Source organism: Dyadobacter chenhuakuii, assembly GCF_023821985.2.
Classification (GTDB): Bacteria; Bacteroidota; Bacteroidia; order Cytophagales; family Spirosomataceae; genus Dyadobacter; species Dyadobacter chenhuakuii.
Genome location: NZ_CP098805.1, coordinates 94,064 through 114,014, shown reverse-complemented (window position 1 = coordinate 114,014; position 19,951 = coordinate 94,064). Strand labels below are relative to the sequence as shown.

Annotated in this window: 21 protein-coding genes; 13 read left to right on the top strand and 8 right to left on the bottom strand. The window is 44.5% G+C overall.

Features of this window, described 5'->3' with window-relative positions:
- From NFI80_RS00520 to NFI80_RS00495, 6 genes are all read right to left on the bottom strand, one after another.
- Positions 1 to 852: a universal stress protein gene (locus NFI80_RS00520; protein WP_235164291.1), complete on the bottom strand. Its 852-nt coding sequence runs from the start codon at positions 850 to 852 to the stop codon at positions 1 to 3.
- A gap of 371 nt (positions 853 to 1,223) precedes the next feature.
- Positions 1,224 to 1,412, bottom strand: coding sequence for a hypothetical protein (locus tag NFI80_RS00515; protein ID WP_235164290.1), 189 nt, complete (start codon positions 1,410 to 1,412; stop codon positions 1,224 to 1,226).
- Positions 1,413 to 1,753: 341 nt separating this feature from the next.
- Positions 1,754 to 2,146, bottom strand: coding sequence for an HAD hydrolase family protein (locus NFI80_RS00510; RefSeq protein ID WP_510185811.1), 393 nt, complete (start codon positions 2,144 to 2,146; stop codon positions 1,754 to 1,756).
- Positions 2,147 to 2,274: 128 nt separating this feature from the next.
- Positions 2,275 to 2,562: a hypothetical protein gene (locus NFI80_RS00505; RefSeq protein ID WP_235164288.1), complete on the bottom strand. Its 288-nt coding sequence runs from the start codon at positions 2,560 to 2,562 to the stop codon at positions 2,275 to 2,277.
- Positions 2,498 to 3,106 (bottom strand): DUF6544 family protein, encoded by a 609-nt coding sequence (locus tag NFI80_RS00500; RefSeq protein WP_235164287.1) that lies wholly within the window; start codon positions 3,104 to 3,106, stop codon positions 2,498 to 2,500. The genes NFI80_RS00505 and NFI80_RS00500 overlap by 65 nt, the downstream gene beginning before the upstream one ends.
- Positions 3,107 to 3,245: 139 nt before the next feature.
- The gene (locus tag NFI80_RS00495; RefSeq protein WP_235164286.1) at positions 3,246 to 4,949 is read right to left on the bottom strand and encodes an alpha-amylase family glycosyl hydrolase; all 1,704 of its coding nucleotides are present in this window, start codon (positions 4,947 to 4,949) and stop codon (positions 3,246 to 3,248) included.
- Positions 4,950 to 5,113: 164 nt separating this feature from the next.
- Between NFI80_RS00495 and NFI80_RS00490 the strand changes: the two genes are divergently transcribed.
- The 7 genes from NFI80_RS00490 to hemA all read left to right on the top strand — a co-directional run bounded on the left by NFI80_RS00490 (position 5,114) and on the right by hemA (position 12,696).
- The gene (locus tag NFI80_RS00490; protein WP_235164285.1) at positions 5,114 to 5,980 is read left to right on the top strand and encodes a universal stress protein; all 867 of its coding nucleotides are present in this window, start codon (positions 5,114 to 5,116) and stop codon (positions 5,978 to 5,980) included.
- Positions 5,981 to 6,080: 100 nt separating this feature from the next.
- Positions 6,081 to 8,585 carry a cation-translocating P-type ATPase gene (locus tag NFI80_RS00485; protein ID WP_235164284.1) on the top strand — a complete coding sequence of 835 codons (2,505 nt, stop codon included), beginning with the start codon at positions 6,081 to 6,083 and terminating at the stop codon, positions 8,583 to 8,585.
- 111 nt (positions 8,586 to 8,696) lie between these two features.
- Positions 8,697 to 9,542, top strand: a complete 846-nt coding sequence (locus NFI80_RS00480) for a universal stress protein (RefSeq protein ID WP_235164283.1) — start codon at positions 8,697 to 8,699, stop codon at positions 9,540 to 9,542.
- 55 nt (positions 9,543 to 9,597) lie between these two features.
- Positions 9,598 to 9,849 carry a YtxH domain-containing protein gene (locus tag NFI80_RS00475; RefSeq protein ID WP_235164282.1) on the top strand — a complete coding sequence of 84 codons (252 nt, stop codon included), beginning with the start codon at positions 9,598 to 9,600 and terminating at the stop codon, positions 9,847 to 9,849.
- 127 nt (positions 9,850 to 9,976) lie between these two features.
- Positions 9,977 to 11,041, top strand: coding sequence for a response regulator (locus NFI80_RS00470; RefSeq protein ID WP_255703532.1), 1,065 nt, complete (start codon positions 9,977 to 9,979; stop codon positions 11,039 to 11,041).
- 121 nt (positions 11,042 to 11,162) lie between these two features.
- The gene (locus tag NFI80_RS00465; RefSeq protein WP_235164281.1) at positions 11,163 to 11,435 is read left to right on the top strand and encodes an alcohol dehydrogenase catalytic domain-containing protein; all 273 of its coding nucleotides are present in this window, start codon (positions 11,163 to 11,165) and stop codon (positions 11,433 to 11,435) included.
- Positions 11,428 to 12,696 carry a glutamyl-tRNA reductase gene (hemA, locus tag NFI80_RS00460; RefSeq protein WP_235164280.1) on the top strand — a complete coding sequence of 423 codons (1,269 nt, stop codon included), beginning with the start codon at positions 11,428 to 11,430 and terminating at the stop codon, positions 12,694 to 12,696. The genes NFI80_RS00465 and hemA overlap by 8 nt, the downstream gene beginning before the upstream one ends.
- Here hemA and NFI80_RS00455 read toward each other — a convergent pair.
- On the bottom strand, positions 12,693 to 13,259 hold the full coding sequence (locus NFI80_RS00455) for a DUF4136 domain-containing protein (RefSeq protein WP_235164279.1): 567 nt from the start codon (positions 13,257 to 13,259) through the stop codon (positions 12,693 to 12,695). The two genes, hemA and NFI80_RS00455, sit on opposite strands and share 4 nt — an antisense overlap.
- Positions 13,260 to 13,520: 261 nt before the next feature.
- On the opposite strand from NFI80_RS00455, the gene NFI80_RS00450 reads away from it, so the two are divergent.
- Complete coding sequence (locus NFI80_RS00450; RefSeq protein WP_235159614.1) at positions 13,521 to 13,766, top strand: hypothetical protein; 246 nt, start codon at positions 13,521 to 13,523, stop codon at positions 13,764 to 13,766.
- A gap of 26 nt (positions 13,767 to 13,792) precedes the next feature.
- On the opposite strand, the gene NFI80_RS00445 is transcribed toward NFI80_RS00450, so the two are convergent.
- Complete coding sequence (locus NFI80_RS00445; protein WP_235164278.1) at positions 13,793 to 14,260, bottom strand: DinB family protein; 468 nt, start codon at positions 14,258 to 14,260, stop codon at positions 13,793 to 13,795.
- A 588-nt stretch (positions 14,261 to 14,848) separates the two neighbouring features.
- On the opposite strand from NFI80_RS00445, the gene NFI80_RS00440 reads away from it, so the two are divergent.
- From NFI80_RS00440 to NFI80_RS00420, 5 genes are all read left to right on the top strand, one after another.
- A complete protein-coding gene (locus NFI80_RS00440; RefSeq protein WP_235164277.1) occupies positions 14,849 to 15,817 on the top strand; it encodes a dihydrofolate reductase family protein in 969 nt (322 codons plus the stop codon).
- 273 nt (positions 15,818 to 16,090) lie between these two features.
- Positions 16,091 to 16,465, top strand: coding sequence for a response regulator (locus NFI80_RS00435; RefSeq protein ID WP_256565296.1), 375 nt, complete (start codon positions 16,091 to 16,093; stop codon positions 16,463 to 16,465).
- Positions 16,466 to 16,483: 18 nt separating this feature from the next.
- Entirely contained in the window at positions 16,484 to 16,657 is a 174-nt protein-coding gene (locus NFI80_RS00430) for a hypothetical protein (RefSeq protein WP_252172087.1), read from the top strand.
- Between the two features lie 297 nt (positions 16,658 to 16,954).
- Complete coding sequence (locus tag NFI80_RS00425; protein ID WP_235164276.1) at positions 16,955 to 19,345, top strand: phosphoketolase family protein; 2,391 nt, start codon at positions 16,955 to 16,957, stop codon at positions 19,343 to 19,345.
- 18 nt (positions 19,346 to 19,363) lie between these two features.
- A complete protein-coding gene (locus tag NFI80_RS00420; RefSeq protein WP_235164275.1) occupies positions 19,364 to 19,945 on the top strand; it encodes an HdeD family acid-resistance protein in 582 nt (193 codons plus the stop codon).
- The last annotated feature ends 6 nt before the right edge of the window (positions 19,946 to 19,951 follow it).

The window sequence follows — 19,951 nt, the reverse complement described above, 5'->3', positions numbered from 1 at the left end:
TCAATTCTGCGGGTTAACGTAAGTGAAGACAGTTCCGGTGGTATGATTGACCACATCTTCGGCAACGCTTCCTTTTAGTAAATGCTCACAACCCTTCAAACCATGCGTGGACATGGCGATAATCGAACCCGGCATCTTGGAAGCGAAATCCAAAATTGCTTTTTCCAAATTTGGACCCCTACGCACATTCAGTGTATACCGTTGCAGTTTATAGAATTTGGCGTAATTCCGCAAGCTGGCTGTAGCCTCTTCATCATGCATCAAGCTCATCGGATAATCATTGACGTAAAGCACGTGCAGAATTGCATCGAAGCGTGCTTGCAGGGTCTTGACCTGTGTCAAAAATTCATTTTCAGTCAAATCCAATGATGTGGGTACTATAATATCCCTTATATCCTTTACATGCTGCATTTGGTGAGTCACAAATACTGGAATTGGCGCTCGCCGCACGAATCTTTCGGAATTAGATCCGATAAAAAACTCCCTCAGGCCATGGGCGCCAGTGCTGGACATGACGATTAGGTCGGCATTTTCACGAACAGCCACATCGAGGACTGTTTCAATCAAAGAACCTGTTTCCGCCAAAAAGTTAATAGGTACCCTCCCCTCGCCAAGTGCCAATTTTATTTTTTCAAATTCTTTTTGAGCATCTTTAATTAACTCATCGACTGCAAGCGAGGTATCGGCAAACAGGTAAGGCTGACCAGCCATACCATTCCCGTACAGATACCGGGTTTCAATAATATGCAGAACTTTCACTTGTCCACGGCTAGCTTGAGCGATCTCTTGGGCAAACTCGACTGCCTGGATTGCAGCTGTTGAAAAATCGCAGGGTACTAATATGGTTTTCATGAGCAGGAATAGTAAGGTGAGCTAATTTTCTACCAAATTATCCTGATACAGACCTACGTCCGATGACCCTGCCTACTCTTCTAACTGACATTAGTCAGTTTTACGGCGCCGACACACAGTTAAGTAATACTCAGGCCTTATTGAAATGAAAGAACCACACCTTTAACAAATCGGCGGTAATCATGTACGCAATCAGGATGCCGAGCAAAACCAATACGTGCTTCCCCTCAATCCCTGTCAGCCCAGCGAAAAGGCAACCGAAGACCATGGCAGGTAAATGGCCAATATCAGCGCAATAACTGTGATCGTTAGCAATAGATTTCCAGGCCTACTTTTAAAAAACGATACTTTGGTACGGATTACCAGTAAGACTACTGATTTGCTAAGTCTATCAGTGTTTTCTCGTAGTCTAGCCTGACAATGGGCTTCATTTTCTCAATTTTACGGATTTGTGAAAGAAATTCCAGTTTTTCTTTGGCGGTAAGACAGATATAGTCCCTTACTGCTAACAATACATTTTTCGTCATGTGCTGGTAAGGTGTTGAACCTGTTACATTCATTGAGTTTGCTGTACGCTTTCTTAAATGTACACCCATTTCTTAACAAGACTGGCAGTGGTTACTGAGGGATGCCAATCTTTATTATTAACGGCTGCCTCAACTGCTATATAATTGCCATGTTTTTTATAGCCTCCTCGTAGGCCTCCTTTGTAGGTTTCCTCATGGATTCCAGTCTTTGAAGCTCATCCAATAATTCCATCCGATCGTCCGGTGACAACCCAATATAAAGTTTAACAATTATCAAAATTGAGTTTGGCATAGTACATTATAACGTTTTTTAAATGTACATCCATTTCGTTTAGCGTGTTGTAGTGATATTTTTCACAATGAAGAAAGTTTAGCTACAAACCCATGTCCCAACTCATATATAGTTGCCATTTCATTGAGTTGACAAAAGACTTCCTCCTGTCCTGGATGCCATCGGCCAGTACAGAAAGGTCTTTTTCTAGCAGAACAACATCCGCAGCCTGTTTTGCCGCGTCTACTGCATTGCTTGTCGAGATTCCCGCGTCAGCCGCGTTGATGGCGGCGACGTCGTTGATGCCGTCACCAATATAGGCAACGCGATACCCTTCTTTGGAAAAAGCTTCAAAACGATCATTGATATCGCTTCGCATCTTTTCATCCAGCTGCTGTAAATCTTCCGTCTGGGTATGCACAAACTGGCAAACTTGAAGAATGTTGGCTAAAGCCCCATTACTAATAATGATTGCTTCTTCTTGAAAGCCTACCAAAATACTCAGCCTCTATCTGATAAAATCGTAAAGTATTTCTCCAAGCTTGGTATAACCAGGATCTTGAACGCTCAGCGCGCAGATCGCCTGGTCGACCGGGTTAGTGAAACCCTGCTGCATGGATGCATTTAAAATGCGAACAACCGGACCTGATCATCCGGATTGCCATATACGTCAACAAAAACATTTGCTATGACAGTGCCTTCTGTAATGGTCCCGGTTTTGTCGGAGCACAAAATACGGACCTCGCCGAAGTTAAGGATGGATAAAAGCTTCTTGACAATCACCTTCTTTTTCATCATCGTTGCCGCTACCGACGACATAGCTACGGTCATAATGGCAGGCAGCAGCTCAGGCGCCATCCCGACGGCCAGCGCCAGGGAAACGTAATTCGGCGATCTGATGGTGCGCGTCAAAGATAACAGTGAAAGAAACTGACAAATTGTTATATGCGAATTCAAGTTTAGCAGATTTGTCATCGATCGGCAACCATCTTAAATGTTGACTTGGCAGCAAATTGGTTGGAAAACAAACGCTTTCCCCAAGCCAACGCATTAGCTCCCCTTTATCATATTTCTCACTAGTTTGGTTTTGAATGTTCGCACTGGAATGCTTTAAAATAAATGGCCGTATGCCAGCGATGTCGTTGAATGTGGCCATCTGTGCCAACAGATCAAACGGTTGATAGACAACCGGAGCGTCACGATGCATTTGGGCAATCTTCTCAGCCAATGCTATCATTTCATTGCTGCCTACTTTGCCTTTGGAAAGAAGGTGATCCATTCTCTTTTCAGTTGGTAACCGCCTCATCATTAACACCGTTTGACCCCTGCTTAAATGCTTATCCGTCAGCTCCGCCATCGTTTGGCATATATACATTTTGTCGTCCAATGTATACTTCCCCTGCGCATGAAGCGAAATACTAATCCTATCGCTGCTCAAATAAACCGCTCTAAGCATTTGGGCCAGTTTCTGGGCAAAAAAGCTGTTACCTTAGCTGGGAGTCCCGAGACAATGATGATTAAACCAGATTTTGCATTTCTCATTTTCAAGGTTTTACGAGTTATATGTCAACCAAATAGTAAGCTATCATAAACGGTTAGCTTTTGTTAGTTAGGACAACGAATTGGCCGGGTTCCAGTTTCAGCTTGATAAAATGCTTGTTACCCTCTTCATTCAAAAGGACATTTACGCTGCCTTGCTGTCCGTAAATAAACCTAAGTGAGCTCCCTTGCGGGTTCAGTAGCGGATCTACCCGGACGTACTCTTCATCGTTCTCATCCTGAGAGCTGTTGTAAGCAACCACAATTTCTTCATCATATAGGACCCGTGAAAACGCCAGCAGGCATTTTTCAAATGTGGGAAGCATGAAATCCTTTCCGTCCACCGAAAGTTTGCGCATATACATACGCCCGAACCTGAGCGCTGCATTTTCCTTTCTGAGTTTAGCCAGAGCAGCGATCTGCTGGTAGATCCGGCAGGATTTGTTCAAGGCATTTACTCTGGGATCCTGTAAGCTGAACATCGCTTCGCGAACATTGAAATCCTTTTCACCTGAGCCATCAAACCCCTGCTCAGTGCCATAGTAAATGCAGGGCGTACCCAGTGCGCACAGCAAAAATCCGATGCCTGCAATTATTTGGTTTTCAGAAGCTTCCTTACCAAAACGCCGCTTTATCAGCTGCCCCAGCTGATCGTGGTTATCAATAAAGGTTACCAGGAACTCACCAAACTCACCTCTGCCCATCGCTCCCTGGCGGAGTGATTCATAACGCTCGACCAGCTTTTGCGGTTTAGAGACACCACGGATCACATCAGCCAGAATATGGTAGAGCGGAAAATCCAGGACAGAATTAAGCCCAAAATAAATGGCCTTATCTTCTATCATCACAGAAGTTTTCGGGCCGATATACCGGTTGTACATCTCTTCGGGACCGACAAACTCTCCAAAAAAGAAGAAATTACGTTTTCCTAACTTGTAAGCGTACTCACGTACGTGTGAACAAAATTGACTAACGGTTTCCTCCCCCATATGCTTGACGGCATCAATCCGGAAACCGTCGACGTCTGTTTCCCTGATCCAGTAACAATGTATTTTGGTCAGGATCTGCTGAACCAGCAGAGCCTCCGGAGAAGCATCATTTTTGTAGCTCTTAAGATTCTCAAAATCACCTTCGCGCGTTTCCGGGTATGCATCGAAATTTCGGATTTGCCCTTTTCGCCAGTAAAGCTCGGGATTTCTCAGCTCAATTGGGACAGGTAAATCGGCTGAGCGCCAAGACTCAAATGGAAATACTGCCCCCTGATAATAGTAATATTTTTCATCGCCCGGATAAGTCCAGTTGTCCCCGGAATGATGCAAGACGATATCCAAAAAGACTTTGATATCATAACTATGTGCCTTTTCGACGAGGTCTTCAAGATCCTTTTTTGTTCCAAATCTCTGGTCAACGTCCATGTAATTCTCCACCGCATAACCATGATATGAAAAGCCATTATTCTGAAACACCGGGCTCAGCCATAATGCTGTGCAACCCAGGTCCCGGATATAGTCCAAGTGACGGGTAATCCCGCTGAGTGTCCCGCCACAAATTCTCTGAAGCTGATCTGCATTCCCAAAGCCGGTTTGTCTGTTTGGCTTGTCCTCAGGCGCTCTTTCAAGATCATCATGAAAGCGGTCTATTAAAAGAAAGTAGATAAATTCCTCACGCCACTCCCGGTTACCATCAGCCCAGTAGGTCTTACCTGGCTTAGGTGACAGATCAATATCAAAGATGGAATTCACTGTGTTGCTTCCGCTCATATTCATAAGGTTATGCCTATATCAGCAAAGCTATTTGCCAACAAGATATAGCTGACTGACCACGCTTCTAAAACGATATGACCTTCGTCATTCTCTTGCAAGCCTGCCCCCACGAACTTTGTAATACACTGATTCAAAGCATTCCTCTCAAACCAAAACATTCTATGAAAACGATCCTAGTACCAATAGACTTTTCCGAAAATGCTGATAAGGCACTAGCGGCTGCCAAGCAAATCGCAGCTAAAACCGGTGCAAAGCTACTGATCATGTATGCCTACCAGCCTTATGTTGGGGACTTTATGATCCCCGAATCCATCGTTACTGCGCCCATCTATCAGCAGTTGAAAGACGATTACCGCACAAAACTAAACGAGCGAGTGTCCAGGGCACAACAAGAAGGCTACCTGGCGGATGCCATATGGGAAACGGGCAGCGTAGAAACGGCTGTACTCAAACAAGCAAAAGAAAACTCCGCCGATCTGATCGTAGTCGGAAGAACTGGTCACGCAGCGTTTCTCGACAAATTAATAGGCAGCGCAGCAACCGGTATAGCACTGCAAGCGCATTGCCCAGTCCTGATTATACCGCCAAACAATGAGGTAATTAGGTTTGATCAGTTTGTTTATGCTACTCAACTGGAATTTGATGAGAAGGAAATATTGCTCGATGTCATCGCTCTGACTAAACAGTTAAAAAGTAAGCTCCGACTGGTAAAAGTGAATTCGGATGAGCAGCTCGACATCCAACCGGATGGGCAGTATATTGACGAAATAGAGCATGAGCTTGGCATTGGTCGCGGCGAGATTACGATATTAAATAGTGACCATGTGATGGACCGGCTGGAGAAATACTGCGGTCAAATAAAGGCGGACCTGCTGATCGTTTCTAACCGCCGTAGAGGCTTTCTTGAAAAGCTCCTTAACCCCTCGATGACAAAAAAGTTGACGATGGATACCCAGGTTCCACTATTGGTCTATCACAAAGAGTCGGTTAAAGACGGGCTCAAAGCACCGATGGTGATCCTGGGCTGATAGGGCGCATTCTGAATACGAAGTGGAGTTATAAACTTTGAGTTGATAGTACTAATTACGCCCTTCCTTTTCCCTGATTTCTACCATTACCAATATTGCCGTGCAAACTGTAAATACTATTGAAAGCCCGGGCTTAAATGATGCGCAAGTTCTGGCATCAAGGGATAGGTTTGGGCGGAATTGTCTGAAAGAGAAATCGCGAAGCGAATTTTTTGAAGCACTGATATCGCTAGTGAAAGAGCCTATGCTGATACTGCTTATGATCGCTGCCAGTATTTATTTTTTTACAGGCTCTGTTCAGGAAGGTCTTATGATGATTGGTGCAATTGTGCTGATCTCCATTATTTCGCTTTATCAGGATACAAAAAGCAGAAGCGCGCTGGAAAAGCTCAGGCAATTTACACAGCCTAAAAGCCTTGTTATCAGAAATGGCATCGAATCACCGATTCCAGTTGAAGACATTGTTGTAGGGGATTTGCTGGTTCTTGAAGAGGGCGTGCGGATTGCAGCGGACGGCATAGTTAAAAAGGCGCACGATTTCTCAGTCGACGAATCGATTTTAACCGGCGAATCATTGTCTGTTTTCAGATATGTTTCCCAGCCCGTTTACCAGGGTACCCTCGTTGCCAGCGGCCGTGCAGTCTGCAAGGTGACATCTATTGGAAATAAAACACGCCTGGCCCAGATTGGCGAAAGTCTTGACTCGATTGAAGTAGGGAAAACGCCACTGCAAATTCAGATCAATCAGCTGGTAAGAAATATGGCATTCATTGGGGCTGTCGTGTTTGTATTTGTCTGGGCCATCAACTACGGCAGATCACAAAACGTGCTGGATAGTTTAATGAAGGCACTTACCCTGGCAATGAGCATCTTGCCCGAGGAAATACCGGTTGCCTTTACCACGTTTATGGCCCTCGGTGCATTTCGCCTGATGAAAATGGGCGTAATTGTCAAAGATGCAAAGACTATTGAGGCGCTGGGAAGCGCAAGCGTGATCTGCACGGACAAAACAGGCACGATCACTGAAAACCGGATGTCGCTGGCCGGGATCTATCTTCCTACCGAAGATGCAATCGTTTCGATCGCTGATAAACCAGGCAAGGAAACCATTCACGTCTTGTCAACAGCCATGTGGGCAAGTGAGCCCGAACCCTTCGATCCTATGGAAATCGCACTGCATCAGGCATGTCAAGAGCTGCCTGGCAAAGATGAGCGAGCTGACTTCCAGATGGTACATGAATACCCGCTGAGTGGCTTGCCGCCGATGATGACACACATATTTGAGAACGGAGCTGGAATAAGGATCGTGGCGGCTAAAGGCGCGCCAGAGGCTATCTCATCGGTATGCAGGTTGAGCGGCGAAAAGAACAGGCGCGTTTTAAATGCAGTCAATGAATTCACCAAAAAAGGGTACCGGGTTTTAGGTGTGGGCCAGAGTAGTTTTTCCAGGAAGCAGTTTCCGGAACAACAGCAGCAAATCGAATTCCGTTTTGCAGGACTGATTGCATTTTACGATCCTCCTAAGAAGAACATCCAATCCGTACTTGAATCATTTTACAGAGCTGGTATACAGATAAAGATAATTACCGGCGACAATGCCGCCACAACCCAGAATATTGCGTCCCAAATCGGGTTTCGTGGCACGGAAAATGTCCTGCTTGGCCAGAGCCTTATCGGAGAGGATGATCAGGATCTTCGAAAAACGGTAACAGGTACCTGGATTTTTGCACGTATGTTTCCCGAGGCCAAACTTCGGGTCATCAATGCGCTGAAAGCCAACGGGGAAATTGTGGCAATGATCGGCGATGGCGTAAATGATGGCCCGGCGCTCAAAGCGGCGAACATTGGCATAGCCATGGGCAAAAAAGGAAGTGAGATTGCCAAACAAGCGTCTGCACTCATTCTGCAAAATGATGATTTGTCCGGAATGGTGGACGCCATTGCTGCCGGGAGAAGAATTTATACCAACCTGAAAAAAGCGATCCGGTACATCATTTCCATTCACATACCCGTCATCCTGACCGTATTTGTACCACTGCTGCTAGGATGGAAGTATGCTGAGGTTTTTACTCCTGTGCACGTGATCTTTTTTGAACTGATTATGGGCCCAACGTGCTCGATCGTCTACGAAAATGAGCCCGCCGACAAAGATGTTTTATCGCAGCCGCCGCGCCCTTTCTCCAGCAGCTTGTTTAGGACAAACGAACTGCTGTTTAGCATGCTTCAGGGCCTGGTCATTACGGCAGGTTTGTTTAGCGTTTACTGGTATGGGTTAAACACTGGCTGCTCAGAGACGATGACCAGATCGCTGGTCTTTATCAGTCTTATTTCGGCTAATTTCTTTCTGACGCTATCCAACCGCTCATTTCATAAATCACTCTTTACGACCTTGAAATACAAAAATGACCTCATTGGATGGGTCTTAACGATTTCGGTCTCCCTATGCGTTCTAATACTTCTTAATTCCACCCTGAGAAGCTTGTTTAAGCTCGACGCTGTGAATATAGCCCAGGCTTTACTTTGCATTTTGGTTGGCTTTATTTCCGTTAGCTGGCATGAGATATATAAGTACTGGAAGGAGGATGGGACTAAAGGCAGTTATTGATCAAAATCATAATCTGGACTAAGGCTTATCAAGGCATTAAAGTTCACGATTCCCTTATTTTATCTTGGAAATGGGCTAGCTCTGCAACTAAGCAATAACTTACTTAATCTCATGAAAAACATTCTGGTTCCCTGTGACTTTTCGAAAGCCTCTGAGCAGGCGCTTCGATTTGCTATTGAAATTGCGGCTTTAAGCCAAGGAGAAGTGAGGGTTTTACATGTTATTAACCTGACTCCCGACTACATCCAGACCCTTGAAACAAATCCATACTATGTCGATTCGATGTCTATTCTAGCAGAACTGAAACGGCAAGCCGCGGATGATTTTGACGAACTAATGCAAAAAGTAGATACTGGGAACGTCCCTGTGAAACTCACTATTGAGCAAGGTCTGATTAGTCATGCAATTTTAAAGTCCATTCACCAGCATAATGCTGACCTTGTGGTGATGGCAACCAACGGTGCCAGCGGGCTCAGCGAAATCCTCGTTGGCTCTAATACGGAGAAAATTGTCCGAAGCTCCCCTGTTCCTGTTTTCGCGGTTCACAAAAACCAGAAAGCCGAGCAAATCAAGAATATAGTTTTCCCTACTACGATTGAATTGAATAAGGGTGCCTTGATCGAAAAAGTAAAAGCATTGCAAGCTTTTTTTAATGCGAGGCTTTATTTGCTACATGTGAAAACCCCGGAATCCAGGCAGAAAGATCACGAATTGAAGATGGCTTTGGAAAACTTTGCGCGCTTTTATGATCTAGAAAACTACTTGGCAGTAATCAAGCAAGCCAAAACAGAGGAAGAAGGAATTATCAGATTTGCGCGGCAACTCGAATACTCAATCATTGCGATGTCCACCCACGGACATACCGGCTTGACACACCTGATGCTTGGCAGCGTTGCTGAAAACGTCGTTAATCATTGTCCAGAAGCCGTCTGGACATACACCGCGCATGAGGCATAAATTTTCATGTACTTACCAATATATAAAAACCACCTATGAATTAAATAATGATGTTATGAAAAAGACCAGTGTGTTCTTAAGTGTTTTAGTTGCTGCGGGAGCGGGGATCATTATTGGAGTATTACTGGCTCCCAACAGTGGGGTGAGAACCCGAAGGAAGATTCTGTATTTTGGCGAGGAAGCCTTGGAAGAACTTGAGCAAACGATTGAAGATTCATTTGACGATTTAAAACGTCAGGCGCAGAAGAAGTGTACCGAATTTAGAAATAAGCTGATCTGTAATCCGCAGCAGCACTTTAACCATTGAAAATCAAAGGATCAATCCTTAAAAGCAAGCAACCCGGTGTCATAAGATGAAACCGCCGGGCTTGTCTAACTTACTTCATTAACGTATATTGTCTATATTACACTATAACTGCTTAATTAATACTTGTTTGGAACAAAAGAAGATTTTGCTCATTGAGGACAATCCAGAAATGCGCGAGAATACGGCCGAAATTTTGGAATTAGCTCACTATAAGGTCCAGACTGCTCAAAATGGGAAAGAGGGCGTACGGCTTGCCATGGAATTCAAGCCCGATATCATTATCTGCGATATCATGATGCCTGAGCTTGATGGGTATGGAGTGCTTCATCTTCTGAGTAAGGACGAGAATACGGCCCATGTTCCATTCCTTTTCTTGACAGCAAAAGCAGAAAAAGAAGATTATCGCAAAGGCATGAGCATGGGAGCAGATGACTATCTTACAAAACCTTACGATGATGTCGAGCTTCTTCATATTGTTGAAGTGCGTTTAAAGAAAAATCAAAATTTACGTAAGCGATTCGAACGCTCATCGGCTGGATTTGATCAGTTCATTCAAGAGGCTAGATCTTTTGATTTGCTATCCAAACTTGGACAGGACAGAAAAGTAAAAGCCTTTCGCAAAAAAGAAACTATTTATACAGAGGGCAGCTTTCCGTCCCATATCTTCTTTCTTCTAAAAGGGAAAGTGAAAGCATACAAGTCCAGTGATACAGGTAAAGAATACATAACAGAGCTATATAAAATAGGTGATTTCTTTGGGTATCTTGACTTGTTGCAGGGCGAACCCTACCAGGAAACTGCTATTGCACTTGAAGAGGTCGAAGTTTCAATCATTCCAAAAGATGACTTTTTCAATTTGTTACAAGGCAACCGGGAGGTGTCTTCAAAATTCATCAAGATGCTTTCTAATGAAATAAAAGAAAGGGAACAACGGTTGCTGAACCTTGCGTATAACTCCGTGCGTAAGAGGGTAGCCCAAGCATTGGTGATGCTTGCGCAGCGCTACCAGGATGATCATACCAAGCCTTTTTCAATGGCTATCGCCCGTGAAGACATCGCCTCAATAGTCGGCACGGCGACTGAAACTGTAATACGCACATTATCAGATTTTAAAGAAGAACACCTTATCGACATGAAAGGCAGTCTAATTACCGTTCTGGAATATGATAAGTTAGTCCGTATTCGAAATTAGCCTTGCCTATCATAAAAGCTGACAAAAGTCAGTCTTTCTTCTGACCACACTCCTGACAACAAAACTATTAAGAACTGAAATTTACCATCTCAAAGTAAATCAGATTCTAAACTTTGTTGTGATGCTCCCAAAAATAATGAAAGCCGCGGTTGTTCGGCAGTTCGGAAAACCTCTTCAAATCGAAGAAATGCCAGTTGAAAGACCAGGAAATCACCAAATCCTGGTTAAAGTTGTTGCCAGTGGCGTTTGTCATACCGATTTGCATGCCGCAGAAGGTGATTGGCCTGTCAAACCCAAGTCTACGGCTCGGTTGGAGGACATTAATGACGTTTTTACGTATATGAAGGCAGGTGAAATTCAGGGACGCGTTGTGATGAAAATTGCCGATGCCTAATTTATTTAAGGTAGTTAGCCTCTCCTATCGGATTGCACCCTTGCATGTCAGGGGGCTGTTCACGCTCAATGACACCGAAGCTAAACAGCTCATGTTGCGGATAAAGGAGTATTTTCTGGTCAGCGAAGTGCTGGTGCTTTCGACCTGCAACAGGACAGAGATCTATTATTCCTCGCTCGAAGATCTTAACGAGGGCATCATCAAGCTCTTGTTAATTGAAAAACAGATAAATCACACGGAGAAGTATTTGAGCTATTTTAAACAGCTCGTCTGCGAAGAAGATACAGTACGGCACTTGTTTGAAGTTTCTTTGGGCTTACACTCCCAAGTGATTGGGGATATGCAGATCATAAACCAGGTAAAACAGGCATATCAATGCAGTATCGACCTTGATCTGGCTGGCCCTTTCCTTCACCGGCTTCTACACACGATATTTTTCGCCAATAGGAGAGTGGTCCAACAGACAGCATTCCGGGACGGAGCCTGCTCTGCGTCCTACGCAACCGTAGAACTTCTAAAAAGTCTGGTGCAAAATCCAAAAATCCTGGTTGTGGGCTTGGGAGAAATTGGTACCGATGTGGTCAAGAACCTTCCACCAGGCGCCCAGGTAACATTGGTTAACCGGACAAAAAGCAAGGCCGAAGAGCTCGGCTCAAAATATGGCCACAGGACTGCGGATTTTGATGACGTGGAAAGCGAGATTGCCGTTGCCGATATAATCATTTCCTCCATTGTCATGGATAAACCATTTTTCACAAAAGATATGTTGGTCCGCTCTGGCAGCTACACTTTCAAATACCTCATCGACCTGTCGGTACCCATCAGTGTAAGCCCGGATGTAGAGGATATCCCTGGTGTTTTAATTTATAACATTGATGGGATACGCGCAAGGACTGACGAAAGCCTGGCACAAAGAATGCAGGCGATTCCAATGGTAAATCAGATTATCTCAGAGGCCATTTCCGATTTTGATGATTGGTCAAAGCGGATGGTCATGCAACCGGTGGTTCAACAATTAAAGCAGGCCCTCGAGCAGATCCGGAGCCAGGAAATTGCGCGAGCTACAAAGGGCTTGTCGCCACAAGAGCTTGAAAACGTGGAACGAATCACCAGCAGTATGATTCAGAAAATCATCAAACAACCCGTTCTTCAACTTAAACAGGCGTGCAAACAAGGTGAGCCAGAAATATTAGTCGAGGCCTTACAAGACCTGTTCAACCTCGACAAAAAGAACTTACACCATTCCGTTAATGACTATTAGTGTATTTTGATCGTCATTTCTACACTTTGTCTTTTTGCTGATTCTGGAAAGTCCTTGAGAATCTTAGCTATCGCAGACCGGATCGCCACCTCCACATCACTGCTTTCATAAACTACAACTTCTAGGATGCCTACCGCCCACCCCCGCCAAAGAAGACGCCCGTCCTTTGAGTCTAAAACATCAAGTGCTAAGGTCGCTTCCCGGTAGTTAAATACTTCGGATCTTGACCGCATATAATTGTCCCAATACATGTACCCATAAGGGTCCGGCAGAAATACCGATCGTTCTTCAACAGTGATCGTGTAATCCAGTGTAAGCTCAGCGCTGCTATCAGTCAGCACGTAGCCCCGTACTGCTAACAAGTCATTTACCGCTGATGTGATCCTTTTGCCGGTCATTTCATTATAGTATAAAGGGTACCGCTCCTGGTCGGCCAAAGGTTTCGACCAGCTATAAGTACGAAACTGCGACACATCAAATTCTTTGTCATAATCAGAGTAGGTCCGGATTTCCGGGCTGCATGCTGTTGCAAGGATTGCCAAAAGATATACCAGTTTTTTCATGTACTAGCGGGATCAGATAAGTGATCTACCAAATTACCATTCGAACGGCAACTGAATTATGACAATAGCTTGCCTTTTAATTGACCACAATCATGCTTTGCAAAATATTTGATAAACTTTAACTATATCCGATTTTCATGAGAAATATCATGTCTAACTGCCACCACGATCATGGTATTTTAGTAAGAACTGCTATAATATTGTCTTGCTAATAACAAGGGCTCTAACTCAATTTCCATTCCACATTTACTACTCCGTGATATGACTTACCAACCTAACTCCCAGCAGGTAACATTCGTTTTACCGATGTACTTCACGAAAGCTGAAATCGTATTCTCTAAATCTTCTAAGAGCCTTGAGAACTTCTCTTTCAAGATCGTCCCGACCAGTAAACCGGTTCACGCCATTTCTACTGAGATTTTAGAAAAAGGTCAGTGGCTGGCACAACTGATCTGGACGCAAGGCAAATCTCAGTTTTGCAGCGAACAGGTAATTGACATCAATTGAAATTCCGAGCCGGGCTGCCAGCCTGGCTATTTGTCGGTATCTGCATATTTGAGTATAATGGCCAGTTGCCCGCCGTGATGTGCAGTGTGAGATATTATTCTGCCAAGCGATTCCGCTTTTGTTTTCACCCCAAACTCCTGGGTTACAATCTCAGTATCCCAATCCTGATCACTTTGCAGACCGATAGCGATTTCCAACGCTTCGGCTGAATGAGAAACATATTCAAGCAGGCTGGGCAGATCGGTCCATTCTCCTGTATCGTGCTGGGCGATTAATGTTTTTGCGCTCACAGAGATTTTGCTGCCAAAAACGTTCTTCGCAAATAACAACTCCACATCCCCAACATGCCGGATCAGAAAACCGACGCTATTTTTCGTGAGAGGTAATTTTCGAATCAAGTCCTGAGACTGAAGGCGTATTAATTGATTGGAGAAACGGGTTCTTGCTTCTTTCCAAAGAGAAAGCAGGGTTTGTGTTTTTGGTTTTAGTTCCATTTAATTTTCTGGTTTTGAGCGCAAAGCAACCATTTCTGCAAACACAGGAGTATGAGTCAAATCATTTTAGGATGTGATATATTGTCTTGTCCTGAAATAAGTTGACCACAACTCATTAAATTATGGATCAACTCAAACAACTACGGATGCGGCAGCATAGACAAACCATGCTTGAAATGGTATCTGAGATTCATCAGGGCAAACTTAACATCACTCAGGCAGCTAACAGATTTAGCGTCACACGTCATACGGTGTGAAGCCAACTTGGATCAATTGGATGAAGTGATGACCTGGGTGCAGGAATCACGTAAGCTATGGAGCTATCGCTTCCATAAGCTGGATAATTTTTTAGCAGAAACTAAAAATCAGTAGAAGTGGAAGCACAAGAAAAAGAACTTACAATATCTCATCTGTCTGACGCAGGTATTGATCGGGTTTCCAAGCATGGACTGACGCAATCAAACCAAAGCGCTTATTCATGAAATTGTTTCTGAGGATAAAGCCAAGAAAACCGGAGCTTACCGCGGCTGGATCCAAATGTTCAATAAACTAAACCAACAATTAGCCAGACTATAAATCAATCAAATAATGGAAGACGAAATTATAACCAGCAAAATCATTTTTGACAGCGGGATATCCCTTGACGGCTTTTTTGCTGGAGAGAATAGAGGCCCGGAGAATCCCATGGGTGGTGCGTCCGGAAAACTGCATGCATGGATGTTTAAGCAGAAAGCCTTTTGGAAAAATATAAATATGGAAGGTGGTTCTGAACACGGGGCAGACAGTGAATTAATTGATGATGTGTTTGCAAGGACAGGCGCTTACATCATGGGGAAACGGATGTTTGACGAAGGAGAGGTCGTTTGGAAGGAGGATTTATACAAAGCGGACGTTTATGTGCTTACCACCGAAATTCGGGAGCCGTGGGTACAGAAAGGGACAACGACCTTTTATTTTATCAATGATGGTATACAAAGTGCGTTGGAGAAAGCAAAACAGTCAGCAAATGGGAAAGATATCAGGATACAGGGCGGGGCAAATACGATCCAGCAATTTTTGAAAGCAGGACTTATTGATGAGTTCTTTATTCACATTGCCCCTGTTTTTTTAGGAAGCGGCATTAGGCTTTGCCGTGTTACCTACGAAATTTTTGCGGCTCACTGGCCATCGCTGAAAGATGATCCCACAGCTGACTTGTTTAACCGGATCAACAAATATGTTGTAACAAAATCTTCGGCTAATACAACCTGGGAAAATACGGTGCTTCTCAATCAAGATACAGTTGAGCAGATAAAAAGCCTTAAATTAACCAATGGCATTGACTTGCAAGTACATGGCAGTGGCAACCTGATCCAATCTTTGCTAAGTCATGGACTTATTGATCAAATGAATATCTGGATATATCCCCTTGTTATTGGAAAAGGAAAAAGGCTTTTTGGGGACGGGACCGTCCCCACTAACTTCAAACTTGTCAAACACGTAGTCTCGACTACCGGTGTAATCATTACATCCTTTGAGCAAGACGGGAAAGTACCAATCGGCTCATTCGCTTCTTAGGTGCGGCTCCATTCAAATGTTATCGAGCAGTTCATCGATTTCAACAGGTTTCCTTTCCAGTGCATTGTACCCAATTATGCCACATTATCTATTTGTTTTTCAGCGGTTTAAGATCTCTCAGACGTAGAATGCCATCCTTAGAAAGATGATGTTGAATGTCCACTATTAAGGGTTACCTTACATGAAACCGAAAATATATCATGTCAAAAGAAAAGGGTGCGCAGAAAGGTGACAAAAAAAAGGCAGATAAAAATTTGAAAGAAAAAAGGGCCGATAAAAAGGAAAAAAGGGACACAAAGTCCCAGGGGTCATAGCGCAGATTCAGCTCATACTCCCGATGGCTTTGGTGCGGCAACCTATTTAGATTGCCAAACACCACTTCCATTCGTTATCTTATCTGACACCAACCTCCCCAAGCTTGACGGGCTGGAACTACGAAGAAGGTTAAAAGAGAATGCATCACTAAACTTGAAGTGCATTCCTTATTTGTATTTTACGACCGCACTTAATCAAGATGTAGTCATTGAAGCATACAGCACATCAGCGCAAGAATTTTTTGTAAGGCCCTCAGATTTCAATGAAATCAAGGATCCTTTAAAATCCATCGTTGAGTACTGGAAACGGTGCGCCTCTCCGTACAACTTTTAATGTGAAAAACAAAAAAACATGGAAAACTTATATGTGGCCGGAGACAAAGTCTCCTTGCTCATTAATCCCAGCAAGCAGTTAGTAATCAAGAAATACCTAAGCCGAATTTACTACTGTGTAGATGTCAATGATGAAGATCAGAAGTTACTTGCCTATTTTGAACGAGAGTTAGTTGCACCAGCCAGTCTTTAATTTACTCAATAGTTAGCTTAAAGCGGGTCATATCAAGGATGATTTTGGCCCGCTATTTTGTTGGCGACTTTGTCCTGAGGTGAAGCGCTTACAAGCGTAGCCAGATAATCTGGCTCAATTTACTGTCTTCTGTGGCTCCATTGGCGTGATAAGGTGCCAGGCAACACATATCATCGAAGAAAGTGACGTTTTCTGACAAGTCCATTTCGGGCCTTTTTTGAAATCGAACGTTAACGAGTGATAAGAGCCTGTTGTGATGGAAATAGTACTAGCAATTCATTAAACGATAAAGATTATATGGAAATGGAAGATGTTGGAGTGAAAACTTTATCTGCCGATCTGTTAAGGAAAATGAACGCTTACTGGCAAGCTGCCAATTATTTGTCTGTCGGGCAGATTTACCTGTATGGCAACCCGTTGCTTCGAAAGCCCTTGACACTCGAACATATCAAGCCGCGCCTGTTGGGACACTGGGGGACAACGCCCGGGCTAAATTTCATCTACGTCCACCTAAACCGGGTCATTAAGCATAGCGACCTTAATATTATTTACGTGGCTGGCCCCGGCCATGGAGGCCCCGGACTTTTGGCCAACACCTATCTGGAAGGCACTTACAGCGAAGTTTACCCTGATATCACAGAAAATGAAACCGGGATGCAGAAACTATTTAAACAATTTTCATTTCCCGGCGGCATCCCAAGTCATGTGGCCCCTGAAACACCTGGTTCTATTAACGAGGGTGGTGAGCTCGGTTATTCACTCGTCCATGCGTTTGGTGCCGTTTTTGACAATCCTTACCTGATCGCAGCCTGTGTGGTAGGCGATGGCGAGGCTGAAACCGGCGCATTGGCGGCAAGCTGGCATTCCAACAAATTCCTTAATCCGGTGCACGATGGCGCGGTGCTTCCTATCCTGCATTTGAATGGTTACAAGATTGCCAGTCCAACCGTTTTGGCAAGAATTCCAAAACAGGAATTGGAGCAGCTTTTCAGGGGTTATGGCTACAATCCTTATTTTGTAGAAGGCGATGATCCAGAAGCAATGCATGAACTGCTGGCTACTACCATGGACACTGTCGTGGAAGAAATCAGGCAGATTCAAAGTGATGCGCGGATTGAGGGCTTTAAAGAGCGGCCGGTCTGGCCCATGATTATTTTTCGCACGCCAAAAGGATGGACCGGACCTAAGACCGTAGACGGCTTACAAATCGAAGGCACATGGCGCGCGCATCAGGTGCCGTTGGCGGAACTGGCCAGCAAACCCGAGCATGTACAAATGCTGGAAGCCTGGATGAAGAGTTACAAACCTGAATTACTTTTTGACGACAACGGCAGGCTGATCCGCGAACTGGCTGAACTGGCACCGGAAGGACACCGGCGAATGGGAGCAAATCCAAGCGCCAATGGCGGCTCGCTACTAGTTGATTTAAAAATGCCGGATTTTCGCGATCATGCAGTGGCTGTGCCGACGCCTGGAAACATTGAAGCGGAAGCAACTTCGGTTATGGGAGAATTTCTCCGGGATGTAATGAAAACAAACTGGCAAGAACGCAATTTCAGGATTTTTGGGCCCGACGAAACTTCTTCCAACCGCCTTTCGCATTTGTTTGACATCACCGGAAGAACTTCCACGGCTGAAATTATGGAGGGTGATAACCACATTTCACCTGATGGCAGGGTTATGGAAGTTTTGAGCGAACATCTTTGTCAGGGCTGGCTGGAAGGCTATTTGTTAACTGGAAGACATGGTTTGTTTTCGTGCTATGAAGCATTCATTCAAATTGTGGATTCAATGTTTAATCAGCATGCAAAATGGCTTAAAGTTTCGCGTAACCTTCCCTGGCGCAAGCCGATTGCCTCGCTAAATTACCTGTTAACCTCGCATGTATGGCGACAAGACCATAATGGAAATAGTCACCAGGATCCGGGCTTTCTGGATGTTGTGGCCAATAAGACGGCAGAAATTGTTCGCATCTATCTGCCGCCGGATGCCAACACGTTGCTTTCAGTTACAGATCATTGTTTGAGAAGCCGGGACAACATCAATGTCATAGTCGCCGGAAAACAGCCTGAAATGCAGTGGCTGGATATGGAAGCTGCGATCAAACATTGCACGACCGGCTTGGGCATCTGGAAATGGGCAAGTAATGACGAAGGTTTCGAACCCGATGTGGTCATGGCCTGCGCAGGAGATGTTCCCACGCTTGAAACCATAGCAGCTGTTCAAATTCTCAGGGAACATTTGCCGGAACTGAAAGTCAGGGTCATCAATGTGGTTGACTTAATGACGCTCCAACCTGAAAGCGAGCATCCGCATGGTTTGAATGATAAGGATTTTGATATCCTGTTTACCAAAGACAAACCCATCATTTTTGCTTTCCACGGATATCCGCTGCTGATCCACCGCCTCACCTACCGGCGGACCAACCACAAAAACTTGCACGTGCGTGGCTATAAGGGTGAAGGCACAACGACAACACCCTTTGATATGGTGGTGCTTAATGATCTGGACCGTTTTCATTTGGTGAGTGACGTTATTGACCGTCTACCTGAATTAGGCGCAAAAGGGGCCTATCTCAAACAATATCTCCGTGATAAGTTGCTTGACCACAAATCCTACATTGAAATGCACGGAGAAGATATGCCTGAGATTTTAAATTGGAAATGGGATCCGGCGATCCTGGCATAACAAGATAAACCTATCGAAATGACAATCATCAGCAAGCAAGCACAGCACCCTATTCACTACTGGTGGATATTTATGCTCTCGGGAGCCGCTTTAATCGGTGCCGGCGTATATGTGGCACGGAATCCGTCCATTACATACGATGAGCTCAGCATATTTTTCTCAGCTATGCTGATGATCAGCGGCATTTGCGAGCTTGCTTTTTGCATAGAAAACCGCAGGTTTTTCAAAGGTTGGGGCTGGTTTCTGGCCGGGGCAATTTTGGACTTAATCTTTGGAATCATTTTCATGACCAATCCGATTTTGGCCGCAATATCTCTTCCTTTATTTGCTGGGGTCTGGCTTTTAACGCGCAGCGTTTTGCTGATTGCCCGTTCCTTTCAAGCCAAAAAGAAAAGTTTGAACGATTGGCCCTGGTTATTGCTTTGGGCAGTAACAGGAAGTTTCTTTTCTGCGGTCAATATCTACAACCCTTTATTCAGTGAGGACAGATTGATTATCTGGACAGCATTTGCTTTATTGGCAGTCGGGGCATTTTACGTCCATTTCGGTATGCTCATTAAGAATGCTCAATGGTGGATCAATGATAAAATATACACCTGAACGACG

What these genes read in the sequence shown, in the direction of transcription:
- NFI80_RS00520 (WP_235164291.1), bottom strand. Translation starts at nt 852, where the DNA reads ATGAAAACCATATTAGTACCCTGCGATTTTTCAACAGCTGCAATCCAG.
- NFI80_RS00515 (WP_235164290.1), bottom strand. Translation starts at nt 1,412, where the DNA reads ATGAATGTAACAGGTTCAACACCTTACCAGCACATGACGAAAAATGTA.
- NFI80_RS00500 (WP_235164287.1), bottom strand. Translation starts at nt 3,106, where the DNA reads ATGCTTAGAGCGGTTTATTTGAGCAGCGATAGGATTAGTATTTCGCTT.
- NFI80_RS00495 (WP_235164286.1), bottom strand. Translation starts at nt 4,949, where the DNA reads ATGAGCGGAAGCAACACAGTGAATTCCATCTTTGATATTGATCTGTCA.
- NFI80_RS00490 (WP_235164285.1), top strand. Translation starts at nt 5,114, where the DNA reads ATGAAAACGATCCTAGTACCAATAGACTTTTCCGAAAATGCTGATAAG.
- NFI80_RS00480 (WP_235164283.1), top strand. Translation starts at nt 8,697, where the DNA reads ATGAAAAACATTCTGGTTCCCTGTGACTTTTCGAAAGCCTCTGAGCAG.
- NFI80_RS00475 (WP_235164282.1), top strand. Translation starts at nt 9,598, where the DNA reads ATGAAAAAGACCAGTGTGTTCTTAAGTGTTTTAGTTGCTGCGGGAGCG.
- NFI80_RS00465 (WP_235164281.1), top strand. Translation starts at nt 11,163, where the DNA reads ATGCTCCCAAAAATAATGAAAGCCGCGGTTGTTCGGCAGTTCGGAAAA.
- hemA (WP_235164280.1), top strand. Translation starts at nt 11,428, where the DNA reads ATGCCTAATTTATTTAAGGTAGTTAGCCTCTCCTATCGGATTGCACCC.
- NFI80_RS00455 (WP_235164279.1), bottom strand. Translation starts at nt 13,259, where the DNA reads ATGAAAAAACTGGTATATCTTTTGGCAATCCTTGCAACAGCATGCAGC.
- NFI80_RS00450 (WP_235159614.1), top strand. Translation starts at nt 13,521, where the DNA reads ATGACTTACCAACCTAACTCCCAGCAGGTAACATTCGTTTTACCGATG.
- NFI80_RS00445 (WP_235164278.1), bottom strand. Translation starts at nt 14,260, where the DNA reads ATGGAACTAAAACCAAAAACACAAACCCTGCTTTCTCTTTGGAAAGAA.
- NFI80_RS00440 (WP_235164277.1), top strand. Translation starts at nt 14,849, where the DNA reads ATGGAAGACGAAATTATAACCAGCAAAATCATTTTTGACAGCGGGATA.
- NFI80_RS00430 (WP_252172087.1), top strand. Translation starts at nt 16,484, where the DNA reads ATGGAAAACTTATATGTGGCCGGAGACAAAGTCTCCTTGCTCATTAAT.
- NFI80_RS00425 (WP_235164276.1), top strand. Translation starts at nt 16,955, where the DNA reads ATGGAAATGGAAGATGTTGGAGTGAAAACTTTATCTGCCGATCTGTTA.
- NFI80_RS00420 (WP_235164275.1), top strand. Translation starts at nt 19,364, where the DNA reads ATGACAATCATCAGCAAGCAAGCACAGCACCCTATTCACTACTGGTGG.